At 66.5% G+C, this 12,673-nt stretch carries 12 protein-coding genes and 1 pseudogene; 4 read left to right on the forward strand and 9 right to left on the reverse strand.

Annotated features, from left to right (window positions below; all coding sequences use genetic code 11):
• Positions 1-168: pseudogene (locus tag NZ849_RS09410) on the forward strand (gamma-glutamyltransferase); the annotation flags it as partial.
• A gap of 2 nt (positions 169-170) precedes the next feature.
• On the opposite strand, the gene NZ849_RS09415 reads toward NZ849_RS09410, so the two are convergent.
• Positions 171-1,160, reverse strand: a complete 990-nt coding sequence (locus NZ849_RS09415) for an MBL fold metallo-hydrolase (RefSeq protein ID WP_295406455.1) — start codon at positions 1,158-1,160, stop codon at positions 171-173.
• 59 nt (positions 1,161-1,219) lie between these two features.
• Between NZ849_RS09415 and NZ849_RS09420 the strand changes: the two genes are divergently transcribed.
• Positions 1,220-1,924, forward strand: a complete 705-nt coding sequence (locus NZ849_RS09420; RefSeq protein WP_295406459.1) for a YkgJ family cysteine cluster protein — start codon at positions 1,220-1,222, stop codon at positions 1,922-1,924.
• 5 nt (positions 1,925-1,929) lie between these two features.
• Here the strand turns inward: NZ849_RS09420 and NZ849_RS09425 are convergent, their stop codons facing one another.
• The 6 genes from NZ849_RS09425 to NZ849_RS09450 all read right to left on the reverse strand — a co-directional run bounded on the left by NZ849_RS09425 (position 1,930) and on the right by NZ849_RS09450 (position 7,638).
• On the reverse strand, positions 1,930-2,502 hold the full coding sequence (locus tag NZ849_RS09425; RefSeq protein ID WP_295406462.1) for a hypothetical protein: 573 nt from the start codon (positions 2,500-2,502) through the stop codon (positions 1,930-1,932).
• A 46-nt stretch (positions 2,503-2,548) separates the two neighbouring features.
• Positions 2,549-3,721, reverse strand: a complete 1,173-nt coding sequence (locus NZ849_RS09430; RefSeq protein WP_295406465.1) for an MFS transporter — start codon at positions 3,719-3,721, stop codon at positions 2,549-2,551.
• Between the two features lie 107 nt (positions 3,722-3,828).
• Positions 3,829-4,701, reverse strand: a complete 873-nt coding sequence (locus tag NZ849_RS09435; protein ID WP_295406468.1) for a glycosyltransferase — start codon at positions 4,699-4,701, stop codon at positions 3,829-3,831.
• 7 nt (positions 4,702-4,708) lie between these two features.
• A complete protein-coding gene (locus NZ849_RS09440; protein ID WP_295406470.1) occupies positions 4,709-5,896 on the reverse strand; it encodes a lipid-A-disaccharide synthase-related protein in 1,188 nt (395 codons plus the stop codon).
• Positions 5,893-6,501 (reverse strand): pyroglutamyl-peptidase I, encoded by a 609-nt coding sequence (locus tag NZ849_RS09445; protein WP_295406473.1) that lies wholly within the window; start codon positions 6,499-6,501, stop codon positions 5,893-5,895. Before NZ849_RS09445 ends, NZ849_RS09440 begins: the two co-directional genes overlap by 4 nt.
• Positions 6,502-6,516: 15 nt before the next feature.
• Complete coding sequence (locus NZ849_RS09450) at positions 6,517-7,638, reverse strand: acyl-CoA dehydrogenase family protein (protein WP_295406476.1); 1,122 nt, start codon at positions 7,636-7,638, stop codon at positions 6,517-6,519.
• A 54-nt stretch (positions 7,639-7,692) separates the two neighbouring features.
• On the opposite strand from NZ849_RS09450, the gene NZ849_RS09455 reads away from it, so the two are divergent.
• Positions 7,693-8,490 carry a YdcF family protein gene (locus NZ849_RS09455; protein ID WP_295406478.1) on the forward strand — a complete coding sequence of 266 codons (798 nt, stop codon included), beginning with the start codon at positions 7,693-7,695 and terminating at the stop codon, positions 8,488-8,490.
• A 5-nt stretch (positions 8,491-8,495) separates the two neighbouring features.
• Here the strand turns inward: NZ849_RS09455 and NZ849_RS09460 are convergent, their stop codons facing one another.
• Positions 8,496-9,545, reverse strand: a complete 1,050-nt coding sequence (locus NZ849_RS09460) for a 2-oxoacid:ferredoxin oxidoreductase subunit beta (RefSeq protein ID WP_295406482.1) — start codon at positions 9,543-9,545, stop codon at positions 8,496-8,498.
• A 10-nt stretch (positions 9,546-9,555) separates the two neighbouring features.
• On the reverse strand, positions 9,556-11,382 hold the full coding sequence (locus tag NZ849_RS09465; RefSeq protein WP_295406485.1) for a 2-oxoacid:acceptor oxidoreductase subunit alpha: 1,827 nt from the start codon (positions 11,380-11,382) through the stop codon (positions 9,556-9,558).
• 145 nt (positions 11,383-11,527) lie between these two features.
• Between NZ849_RS09465 and NZ849_RS09470 the strand changes: the two genes are divergently transcribed.
• On the forward strand, positions 11,528-12,673 hold a 1,146-nt coding region (locus tag NZ849_RS09470; RefSeq protein WP_295406488.1), incomplete at its 3' end, for an amidohydrolase family protein.

Here is a 12,673-nt window from a genome sequence, read left to right on the forward strand (position 1 = left end):
CCAGCCGTCCCCCTGCACGTGGCTCAGGGGCTGAGGGAGCGGGGGCACGAGGTGGTCTTGCAGCCCGAGTGGGCCTCCTTTGGCCGGGGGCAGGTGGTCCTGCGGTACGGCGAGGCGCTTCTGGCGGCCACGGAACCCCGCGCCGACGGGCTGGCCCTGGCCTGGTAGGCCTAGCGGAGGTAACCCAGGACGCCGCCTTGGTCTACCCACCGGGCCCGGCCCGCTTCGACCAGGTACTCCAGGTGGGCCAGCGTCTCGGCCCAGGCGAAGCGCCGTTGGGCCAGGCTCAGCTCCCCCGGGAAGAGGGCTAGGGAGAGCTGCCAGCAGGTCTGGGGGCGGTCGTCCAGCAGGCCTTCCAGGAAGCCCAGGCGCTCCATGTGGTGGGCTTTGAGCTCGGCCACCCGCCCCCCGATGTCCTCGATGGGCCGGTAGTGGCCGGGCAGGGCCAGCCGGGCCTGGAGGGCGGCCGTTTTTTCCAGCGAGCGCAGGTAGTGGGCCAGGGGGTTGGGGTAGGCGTAGGCCCAGCGGCCGATGTTGGGGGAGATTTTCTCCAGAATCTGGTCGCCGGCCAGCAGCACCCCGTCCGTCTCGCGCAAGAACATGCTGTGCCCGTCGGCGTGGCCAGGTGTCCAAACTGCGCGCAGGCGCATACCGGCCAGCTCGAGCACCTCCCCATCCCCGAAGGTTCTCAGGCTTTGTGCGGGGTGCACCCGGCTGTGGGTCTGGGCCATCTCCTGTTCCAGGCCCGACAGGTAATCGCCCACGACCCCGTGCAGGCGAAAGTGGGCCATTCCGGCCTGGTGCATGCGCTCTGGTTCGCTCCAGAAGATGTGGCCCCGTTCCTCCTCCACATCCAGCATGTAGACCGGCACCCCCTGGGCCTCGATGAGCCCGGCCAGGCCGTAGTGGTCGGGGTGGTGGTGGGTGATGAGAAGGGCCTCGAGGTCACCCCAGGCTAGCCCGTGCTCCCTGAGGGCGGCCTCGAGGCTTCCTCGAGCCTCGGGGGTGTCCAGCGCAGCGTCCACCAGCACCGCCCCTCCGCTGCTGAGGGGCCTGGGGAGGAGCAGATAGCAGTTCACGTACCGGAAGGGGTAAGGGATGGGCACAGGGATGGCATAGATGCCGGGGGCAACTTCGGCGGAAAGGTGGGTCTGGGGCATGGGAGGATTGTACCAAGTCAAACCTGCTGCGGCGTGCCCTTGTCCCGTAGGATGGGCCTATGCATCCTGCCCTGAGGGAGGCTGTGGTCGGGGCCCATCGGCGGATGGAGGAGCGCAGCAGGTGCTATCTAGAGGCGCAGGGTTTGAGGGTGAGCTGCCGCAGGGGGTGCTGGGCCTGCTGCCTGGCCTGGGTGGTGGTGGGATTGGCCGAGGCGGAGTACCTGCGGGAGCAGCTGGGGCGCCTTCATCCCGAGGGGCTAAGGAGGGTTGAGGAGGAGGGTCCGCTGCGGGTGGACCGGATTGCAAGGGACCGAAACCTGCCCGACCTTCCCAGACAGCATTTTCTTTCGGCCTGTCCCTGCCCCTTGCTGACCCAGGACGGGGCTTGTGCCGTCCACCCCTATCGCCCCCTGGCCTGCCGAGGGGTGCTGACCGACCTGGAGCCTGCCTACTGCCTGCCGGGGGTGGTCCCGGGCCTCCGTGGGGCGGCCCGGGCCAGGTACCGGGCCCAGCTCGAGCCCCGGCACGGGCCAGAGCACTACCTGAAGGTGCCCTGGCAGGCCGCTGGTCGCCTAGCTCGAGGGCTTTGGAACACCGAACGGCGGATACGGGGCTTTACCGTGGTGGGGGAACTGGTGGCGCTGGTGTACCTGTTGGGGCAGGAAGGCTTTCAGAAGGCCCTGAGGGAGGGGTTAGGGCCGGTTCGGCGGTGGCTTGAGGTTCGGGGTTTATGGGGGGGGCGGTGGGGGTTTTGGGTGGGCTGAGGCCGCTATCGGCGCTCGCAGCTGGTGCCGGTCCAGCGCCCGCCCCGGCCGTGGCACTCCTGGCGCAAATTTTCCTCCGGGGCCCGGATGGCCGCCAGCACCAGACCGGCCGGATAGCCTCCAGCCCCCGCACCTAGGCCTAGCTCAAGCCGCGAGAGGCTTAGGGTTTCCCGACTGCTGGGAACCTGGATGCTGACGTACCCCTTGCCGTTCCAGATGTAGACCACACTTCGGATGACCCGCCCTCCGGGCCGGTAGGGGGGGTTGACGCGCAGTTCTATCTCCAGGGGCTTTAGGAAGCTGGTAGCGCTGGAGGAGAGCCGGTAGATGCCTACCACTTCCCGGTCGGGAAGGGTTTGGATGAAGAAGACCTCATCCTGGGGGGGAGAGGTGGGCACTGCTTGGAGCCGCTCGAGGCGGAACCGCACCGGGGTGTGGAGGGCTCCTGGGGGTACCCAGACCTGGATGCCGGGTATCCGCAAAGCCCCACCCTCCGGCCCAATGCGCCGCTCGTCCAACTGGGCCCCTTGCCCAAAGCTCCACCCAACCAGAGCGCCCAACAGCAGAAGGCGCAGCATAACGCTGAGATTAACCCAAACAAGTCTGAGAAAGTCCAGGCTGGCCCTACCTTCTGTCTGCCCCGAGGCGCCACAGGGCCAGGTAGAAGACCACCAGCCCCAAGCAGACCAGAGCCCCTCCTAAAAACGGGCCCCTGGGCCCCAGCCAGTCCCAAAGGAATCCCCCTACCGCGGGCCCTGTAGCGGCGCCAAGCCCCTCCACCACCATCAGCGAACCCCAGATGGCTGCGCGGTTCTCTACCGGCAGCAACCGGACCAAAAAGGCGTTCCAGCTTGGCACGAAGGTGGCAAAGGCGGCACCCCCCAGCAGGCAGAGCCCCAGGAACTGCCCGTAGGTGGGCTTCTGCGCGATGAGCACGAAGACCAAGGCCAGCACCCCAAGGCTGCCCACCATGGGCAGCAGCGGTCCTCGGCGATCAGGAAGCCGACCAAAGAAACCCGTCCCTACAAAAGCCGTCGCTGCGGCTAGACCGATGGCCAGATAGAGCTGCCACTCCGTGAAGAGGAGCACGTGGAAGGTGAACTTGAGGATTACCAGATTGAACAGGGTTTGCAAGAAGGTCTGGGCAAAGGCCACCGGTACGACCACCAGGATGGGCAGGAGCTGGCTCAGGCGAAACCCCTGCTTGGGGATGGGCTCGCGGAGGCGCAGGTTGGCAAGGCCGAGGAGGGTTGCCAGTCCTAAAGCGATCAGGAGCATGGGGGCGCTGGTTTCGGGAAGGTGGCGGGTGAAGAAGGTTCCCAGGACCCAGCCTAGGCCTATCCAGGGCATCACCAGAAAATGGGCGTAGGCCATGGCCCGGCCCTCCCGGCCAGGTACCGCTACCCGGCTGGAGTAGGTCAGGTAGCCCGGCTGAAGCGCGGAGGTGGCCATTCCCCAGACCAGGGTGCTGCTCAGGAAGAGCCAGCCGTTGGGATAGGAGACGGTTCCGACCACCGTAAGCAGGCCCACCAGCCCTGCAAAGGCGGCAACCAGGCCAAACCCAAGGCGCTGCACAAGATATCCCCCCAGCCCCCGGCTAAAGGCCTCGGCCAGGGAGTGCACCACCCAGGCCAGCCCGATCAGGCTCAGGCTCAGGCCCAGCTCCTTGGAGGAAAAGGGCAGAAAGACCCAAAAGAATGCCGAGCGGCTCATCTCTATGAGTCCTAGGGTGAGGAGGATCCCCCCAAACTGGGGAAGGGCCTTTTGCTTCCAGGGGAGTTTTTCCAGCATTTTCATCGGCAGAGGGTGGGTTGGCTCTGGGTGTTCTGTGCAGGCGCACTTTCCCACCGGTAGAGGATTTAGGGCAAGGCCGGGGTCTATTCTAACCGGCCTCCCTTCTCGCACTACTTGAAAAGGGTAGGGGAGGTGAGGAGTCCGGCCCGCAGGCCTCTCATCAGGAGGGGTAGCCCCCTCAGCCGAGTTTGCCACAAGTAAGCGGCGATCTCACCCAGGAAGTGGAGGGACCAGTAGGCCTTTCCCAGGGGTCCAAATGCCCTGGAGCGCAACAGCCAGAGGCGGTTTCGGGCTTCAAAGAAGAAGCGCTCCCCGTAGTCGCCTACTGCGGCGGTGGGCTGGCTGGTTTTGTGAACCACTAGGCTGTCGTGTACCCAGTAGCCCCATCCCCCTCGTAGGATTCGCCCGCTGAACTCCAGGTCCTCACACCACACAAAGTAGGATGGGTTGGGCAGGCCGTGTCGCTCTATGGCGCTGCGGCGCACCAGCATGCCTGTCCAGGCCCCTGAGCGGACAACCAGGTAGCCGTACCGTACCGCCTTCCACAGGTGCCTAGGTCTGCGCCAGTCGGGCAGGGGAAAGTTCATGGGGTGAATCCGGCCGTCCACCCAAACCACGCGGCTGAAGAGAATGTCGGCTGGTCTTCCCCAGCTGCGCGTGGTGGCCTCCGCCGCCAACAGCTTTTCTAGTGCGTCGGGTTTGGGCACCCCGTCGTCATCCATCAGCCAAACCCAGTCGGCTCCGCCCTCCAAGGCCTGCCGTATTCCGTGGTAAAAACCTCCAGCAGAGCCCTGATTCTCGGGAAGCTCGAGTCGCTCGACCCTGGGGAACTCAGCCTCCAGCAGGGCCGTCACCTCCTTGGGTGAGCCGTTGAGCACCACCACCATCCGCTCGAGGGGCTGGGTTTGCTGGTGCAGCGCTTCCAGCACCTCGAGCAGGAGGCGGGGTCGGTTGTGGGTGGGAATTACGGCCCAGATTCGCACCCGCCCATCATACTTGGGCCCCCAGAGCCGAGCGAATCTCGGCAGCAATTTTGGGCAGAGCACCCCTGGGCCCGTTGCGCTCCAGGCCTTCTCGCCGCGCCTCCTCACGGGCCCTTTGATCGTTGAGGAAGACCCGCACAGCCTCGGCCACCTTCTCGGGGTGGGCCTCCACCAGCCGCAGGGCCTTCCCGAGGAGCCGGCTTTGCCGAAGGGCGTTGGGGTAGATGTATTGGGGTCCCGGCGTGGGGAAGGCCACCACCGGGATTCCCATCCCGGCGGCCTGTTCGTTGGCGGTGCCGGCCGTACCCACCGCCACATAGCCTGCGTGCAGGATGGCTGAAAAGGCGTTGCGCAGCAACCAGACCTGGTGGGGGCCCTGCTGGGCTACGGCGGTCTGCTCGTCGAGTGGGCTGAGCGACCAGCCCTCGGCCAGGGGCACCTGGGTGAATTCTCCCGCCCAGGCCACCAAAGGTTGCAGCTCAGGCAGAAGGGTAGCGGCCTGCAGCATCAGGGGTAGGCTGAAGCGCACGTCGGCCCGGGTGCCCGGCAGCAGCACCAGCACCCTGCGACCGTCCAGTATCCCTGCCAGCTCGCGTTCGGGCGGCCCCAGGGTGTCCATGGCCATTCCCCCCACAAAGCGGGCTTTGTGCAGGCCCAAGGCCCTGGCCCGCTCCTCGCTGGGCTTGTCCCGCACATAGACGGCCCGCACAAAGCGGTGCATCCAGCGCTCGTAGAACATGTAGTCCTCAGCGGCGAACTGGTTGGGCTGCTTGAGCCGCTCCCAGACGGTTCGGCCAGCCCAGTAGTAGTGGGAGACCTGGGGTTGGAGGTGAAACAGCGGCTTTTTTCCCCAGTCTGAGGCCAGCACACCGATGGCCAGGGCGTAGGCGTCGCCCACCACAGCCACTGCCCGCACCTCCCTTCGGGCGAGCTGGGCGGCACGAACCTGCCGGGCTACCTCCCAGAGGAAGCCCGCCCTCAGGTCGGCCAGCAGGTTTTCCAGGCTGTTGAAGGGGAAGCCGCCGGAAGGCATCTGGCTACGGGGGCCTAGAATGCGCTCTACATGGCCCTCGTAGCGCTGCCCTGGCCCCACTAAGGGTAGCGCAGCCAGCCGGAGGCCGGGGAGGTGCTGGGCCAGGGTGGTTCCGATCAGGTCCTCGGCGTTCCCGCCGGAGATGATGAGGACGTCGGTCATGGTCCTGGAGGGACGGCCCTCTGCGCTTCTTCCAGGGCCAGCGCCACCGCTTGGGCCTGGGTTTTCAGGGGTACGTAGGCCTGGGGCTTGGCGAGGGCCAGGGTCTCGTCGGGGGGCAGGTGGATGAAGCCGACCGGTACCTTTTGGGGCAGCCAGGAAAGGGCTAGATACATGACCTGGTTGCACAGGTAAAGTCCTGCGCTGTTGCTCAACACGCTTGGTATGCCCGCCTCTTTCCAGCGGGCCTGGATGGCTCGTATGGGCAGGCGGGTGTGGAGGGCCAGCGGACCGCCGGGAAGGATGGGCGTGTCGTGCAGCAGGCGCCCTGCGTTGTCGGGGACCTCGAAGTCCAGCAGGTTGACAGCGAGCCGCTCCAAGCAGACCAGAGCCCGGCCTGCTGCCAGGCCCAGGTGGAGCACCGCGGCGGGTTGGTGTTTCTGGTAGAGCTCCTGCAGGGTGGTTCGCACCTGCTCGGTGTCCACCGGCAGGGTAGCCCGGACCAGCTCGAGCCCGCCCACCCGCTCGGGCAGGAGGTCCAGCACCGCCCGGCTGGGGTTGTGGGGGTAGTCGGCGAAGGGCTCAAAGCCGGTGACCAGGGCCTTCACGGGGCAGAGTATACCCTAGCGGTAGAGTTCGCGGGCGATGATGAGCTTCTGGATCTCGCTGGTGCCCTCGTAGATCTCGGTAACCTTGGCGTCGCGGTAGTAGCGCTCCACCCGGTAGTCGCGGTGGTAGCCGTAGCCCCCCAGAATCTGCACCGCATCGCGGGTCACGCTCACCGCCACGTCGGAAGCGAAGAGCTTGGCGGTGGAGGCCTCTAGGGTGTAGCGCTCCCCTCGGTCCTTTTTGGCAGCGGCCTCGAGCACCAGCCCTCGAGCCGCGGCGATGCGGGTGTGCATCTCGGCTAGCTTGAAGCTCACCCCTTGGAAATCCCTCAGCCTCTGGCCGAACTGGAAGCGCTCATCCGCGTACCGCCGGGCAATCTCAAAGGCGGCCCGGGCCATGCCCACAGCCTGAGCGGCGATGCCTATGCGCCCCGAATCGAGGCCAGCCAGGGCCTGGGCTAGGCCGCGCCCCTCCTGGCCCAGGAGGTTCTCCTCCGGGACGAAGACCCCTTCCAGCCGAACCTCACAGGTGTGGGCGGCGTGCAGGCCCATCTTCTCCTCAGGGGGGCCAAAGCTGAGGCCCGGCGTGCCCTTTTCCACGATGAAGCTGCTGATGCCGGCCTCGCCGCGGGCCATGACCACGTAAACCTGGGCCTGACCTCCTGAGGTGACCCAGCTCTTGACCCCGTTCAGCTGCCAGCCGCCCGGCACCTTCTGGGCCCGGGTTTTGAGCGAGGCCGGATCTGAGCCGGCGTGGGGTTCACTCAGGCAAAAGGCCCCGATCCACTCACCCTTGGCCAGGGGCACCAGGTACTTTTTCTTTTGCCCCTCGCTGCCATAGCGAAGGAGCATGTACTGCGGCAGGCCCGAGGTGACCGAGAGGATGACCGCCACGCTGGGGTCGGCGGTGGCGATTTCCTCTAGGGCCAGGGCCCAGGTTACCGAGTCCAGCCCGGCCCCGCCCCAGGCCTCGGGGGTGGTCATCCCCAGAAGGCCAAGCTGGCCAAGCTTTCTTAGTTGGGGCCAGGGGTAGCTGCCGGTGCGGTCGTACTCGGGGGCCAGCTCCCAAAGGATCTCTCGAGAAACCTGGCGCACCATCTCCAGCACCATCTTCTGTTCGGCGGTAAGCGAGGGCATATGTATATCGTATTATGCCACTTGTGCAAAAAAAGCGATATAAAAGAACCGGGTATGATGGCAGGCGTGTCGGGGAGGTGGTTGCGGGTTTTGGTGGCCTCAGGTCTCAGCCTGCTGCTGCTGCCCCTGGGTCTGGCCCTCAACCCCGATATGGGGTCCTCCTCTGCGGGGTTGCTCTGGCTTTTGGGAACTTCGCTGGGCCTTTTCCCCCTCACCTTTCGGTTTTTGCTGGCGGCGGGCGGTCTTCTGGCGCTTTTCACTGGGGTCGTCCTTTTTACTCCCCTCACCGCCTTCCTGGTCCGGGGCCTGGTGGTGCGGGATGTTCCACAGAAGGCCGACCTGATTGTGGTTTTGGGTGGGGGAATGCACTGCGGGGCGGGGGAGCTCGAGGCCAGCTCGCTGGCCCGCCTGGAGAAGGGGCTGGAGCTTTGGCGGGCGGGCTATGCCCCTCGTCTGACCCTCTCCGACACCGTAGGGGAGATTTTCGGCAGTGCGGGGTGCCCGTCCTTGGGCAGGGTGGCCCTGGAGCGGGTGCGGGCGCTTTACGGTGAGGCGGGCCCGGAGGTCGTTCTGCTCCCGAAGATGCGCACCACCCGCACCGAGGCCCTGGCGGTGGCCAAGCTGGTGCGGGATCGGGGCTACCGCCGGGTCCTTTTGGTGACCACCCCCACTCACAGCCGCCGGGCGGTGGCGGCTTTTCGCAAGCTGGGTTTGGAAGTGTGGAGCGTGCCCTCGAGCGAACCCCGGTTTGACATGGCCCTGCCCACCCCCGCCGACCGCCTGCAGGCCCTTACCCCCATCGTCCGGGAGTACCTGGGCCTCTTGAAGTACCGCCTCCAAGGCTGGCTGTGAGGGGCCTAGCGGTAGGTCTGCAACACCTTTTCCAGCTGCTCCCGAGAAGGGCGCAGCCGCTCGGGCGGAAGCTGGGCCAGAGGGGTTCTAAGCCCTTCCACCTCGGCCAGGCTGGGTCGGCTGGGGTTGTAGTAGAGCAGGCCCGTGATGAACTCGCCCTCTTCCTGGGCTTGCTGTAGACGGGCCAGGGCGGCCATGCGGTCGGTGGGGTCGTAGTCGGGGCCCAGGTTGCGCAGCCGGATGTGCGAGCCGTCATGCAGCTCCACCAGGCGGAACTCCCCGGGCTCGAGCGGCTCAATGGCGATTTCCTCTGCCGGCGGGATGAACCCTAGCTCGTGCAGGGGCTTTTCATGCTGGGTGCCGTAGCCGTAGCTCTTTGGGCTGTCGTCCTCGTTGTTGAAGGTCACGCAGGGGCTGATGATGTCCAGCACCGCTGTGCCCCGGTGGGAGAGGGCTGCCTTCAGGAGTTCGCGCACCTGCTTGGCGTCCCCGGCAAAGCTGCGGGCCACAAAGCCGCAGCCAGCCACGATGGCCTCCATGCACAGGTCTACCGGGGGAAAAGGGTTCTTCCCGGCGTACTTCAGGGTCAGCCCCTCTTCGGCGGTAGCCGAAAACTGCCCTTTGGTGAGGCCGTAGACCCCGTTGTTCTCGATGATGTAGACCATCCGCAGGTTGCGCCGAAGGAGGTGCTTGAACTGGCCTAGGCCAATGCTGCCGGTGTCCCCATCCCCTGAGACCCCGATGGCCTTGAGGGTGTGGTTGGCCAGCAGGGCCCCGGTGGCCACGCTGGGCATCCGGCCGTGCAGGGCGTTGAAGCCGTGGGACATCCCCAGGAAGTAGGCCGGCGATTTGGAGGAGCAGCCGATGCCGGAGAGCTTGATGACCTCGTGGGGCCTTAGGCTCAGCTCGTAGGCCACCTGCACGATCTGGCTGGCGATGCTGTTGTGGCCACAGCCCTTGCACAAGGTGCTGGGAGCGCCGTCGTAGTCCTTCTTGCTCAGGCCCACCGCGTTGAGCCTGAGGGGGGCGTTCGTCTTGACCGATGGGTTCTCCATGGGGGCCTCCTCACATGGGGCGCTGGGCTTCTTCGGTAAGGCGGGCCATGACCCACTCCGCCGTCAGGGGTAACCCGTCCAGGTAGGCCACCGAGCGCAGGCGGGGGGCGAACTCGGGCAGCTCGGCCCGCAGGATGCCGTGCACCTGGCCGTCGCGGTTCATCTCAATCACGCACACCTGTTCGTGGGCGGCCACGAAGTCGCGCACCTCTGGGCCGATGGGCAGGGCCCGCAGCCGCAGAAAGCTGAAGGGCAGTTTTTGGGCCAGGCGGTCCTTGGCCTCCTCGATGGCGTAGCGGGTGGTGCCGTAGGCGATGACCCCCAGGCGGGCTCCTGGGGTATGTGCCACCGCTGGCGGGGGCACGAGCCTGCGGGCGGTCTCAAACTTGCGGGCTAGACGGGCCATGATGCGCACGTAGTCCTCGGCCCGCTCGCTGTACTGGGCCTCCTCGTTGTGGCCGCTGCCACGGGTGAAGTAGGCGGCTCGGGGGTGGGGGGTGCCCGGCAGGGTGCGGTAGGGGATGCCGTCGCCGTCCACGTCTTTGTACCGGGCGAAGCCGCCCTGGGCCTCGAGGGCTTCCGCGCCCAGCACCTTGCCCCGCTGCATGGGCCGGTCGGGGTAGGCGAAGGGCCGCCCCATCCAGTTGTTCATCCCCAGGTCTAGGTCGGAAAGCACGAAGACCGGGGTTTGGAGCACCTCAGCCAGGTCAAAGGCCTTCCAACCAAACTCAAAGCACTCCTCAATGGAGGAAGGGAGGAGGATGGGGTGTTTGGTGTCGCCGTGACCCAGGGTGTAGGCGAAGGCCACGTCCCCTTGGCTGGTGCGGGTGGGCAGGCCGGTGCTGGGGCCTACCCGTTGGATGTCCCAGATGACCGCAGGGATTTCGGCGAAGTAGCCGTAGCTAACGAACTCGGCCATCAGGCTGAGGCCGGGGCCGCTGGTGGCGGTAAGGGCTCGAGCCCCCGCCCAGCCTGCCCCCATCACGATGCCCGCTGCGGCCAGCTCGTCCTCAGCCTGGACGATGGCGTAGGTGGGGTGCCCCTCTTCGTCCCTGCGCAGCTTGGAGAGGAACTCCCTCAGGGCGTCCATGAAGCTGGTGGAGGGGGTGATGGGGTACCAGGCGGCCACGCTTACCCCACCGAAGACCGCCCCCAGGGCCCCAGCCTCGTTGCCGGTCATCAGGATAAGCCCCTCGGTCTTGTTCATGGGCTCTACGCGGTAGGGGTCCCGCTTGGTTAGGTGTTCGCTGGCCCAGGCGTGGGCCCGGCGCACCACCTCGAGGTTGTCCTCCACCAGCTTGGGCCGATGGTCAAACTGCACCGCCAGGGCCCCTTCGATGACCGACAGGGGCAACCCCAGCATCCAGGCCAGCACCCCCACATAGGCCATGTTGGCCAGGTAGGGCCTGCGCTTGACCGGAACCTCAATCCCAGCCACCAGCTCGGCGGCTGGCACCGGGTAGTAGGTGAGGTCGTCGCGTTGGGGCAGGCCCTTCAGGTCGGTGTGGTAGAGGCAGACCCCCCCTGCGGGAAGGGCCCTTACATCCTCCGGGGCGGTGGCGGGGTTGAAGGCCACCAGAATCTCCGCGGGCTTGCGGGCGATGTAGCCCTCATGGCTTACCCGGATGTGGTACCAGGTGGGCAGGCCCTGGATGTTGGAGGGGAAGATGTTCTTGCCGTGAACCGGTAAGCCCAGCTTAAAAAAGGACCGCAACAGCGTGAGGTTTGCGGTCTGGCTGCCGGTGCCGTTGGCGGTGGCGACGACGAGGGAAAAGTCGTTGACGACGGACGGGCGCGGCGCAAGTGGGGCGGCCTGCGCCCTCTCTAGAACGCTCATGGCTCCTCCTTCAGTAGGCCCAACTCCACTTCCTTCTCCAGGCCTTGGCTAGCCCTCCTATCCTACCCCATGTCCGGCCCTGCGGTCGTGACCTCCAGCCCTTTTTTATGGGAAAAAACCCACAAGCTGGGTGGTAGGCTGGGGTATGTCCTTGCTGCTCCTGAACCGGGTAGGTCTGCTGGACGTGCGGGCGGGCCGGCTGTTGCCGGACATGTGCGTGGTGGTGCGGGACGGGCTTATAGAGCGGGTGCAGCCCGCCGGGCTCGAGCCGCCCGAGGCCCAAGCGGAGGGGGTGGTGCGGCTCGAGCTGGGCGGCCTGACCCTTATGCCTGGCCTCATCGACGCGCATGTGCACGTGATGGCCTGGACGGCCAACCTGCGCGAGCTGCTGAACGCCTCACCCCACTACAACGCCCTGCGGGCCGCGGAGATCATGCGGGGAATGCTCCTTAGGGGTTTTACCACCGTGCGCGACGCGGCGGGCGCTGACTTCGGGCTCAAGCGGGCGGTGGAGGAGGGGTGGGTCCTAGGTCCCCGGCTCTACATCTGCGGGCGGGCACTGAGCCAGACGGGGGGGCATGGCGACAGCCGAGCAGCTGGAGAGGTGGTTTTAGAGACGGTGAGCAGCCCGGTGGCCTTTAGCAGGGTGGTGGACGGGGTGGCGGAGGTGCGCCGGGCAGTGCGGGAGGAGGTGCGGCGGGGGGCCGACCAGATCAAGCTCATGCTGGGGGGCGGCATTGCTTCACCCACCGATCGGCTGACCAACGACCAGTTCTCCTTGGAGGAGATAAGGGCGGCGGTGGAGGAGGCCCAGATGGCCGACCTGTACGTGATGGCCCATGCCTACACGGCGCGGGCAGTTAACCGGGCGATTGCCCTGGGGGTGCGGAGCCTGGAGCACTGCAACCTGATTGACGAGCGCAGCCTGGAACTCTTCCTCCAGCATGGGGCCTGGATGGTGCCTACCCTTGTGACCTACCAGGCGCTGGCCCAGGAAGGGGTGGAGGGGGGGTTGCCCAAGGAGGTGGCCCACAAGGTGGAGCTGGTGCTGGACCAGGGGCTTGGGGCCCTCGAGCGGGCCTACCGGGCGGGGGTCAACCTGGCCTACGGTACCGACCTGTTGGGGGCCATGCACCGCTACCAATCCCTGGAGTTCAGGCTGCGGGCTCAGGTGCAGCCTAACCTCGAGGTCATTCGCGCGGCCACCCTTTACGCGGCCCGGCTGCTCAGGGCCGAGGGAAGGCTTGGGGAGGTCGTGCCAGGGGCATATGCCGACCTTATCGTTCTGGAG

Origin of the sequence: Meiothermus sp. (assembly GCF_025060375.1) — a bacterium.
GTDB lineage: Bacteria > Deinococcota > Deinococci > Deinococcales > Thermaceae > Meiothermus.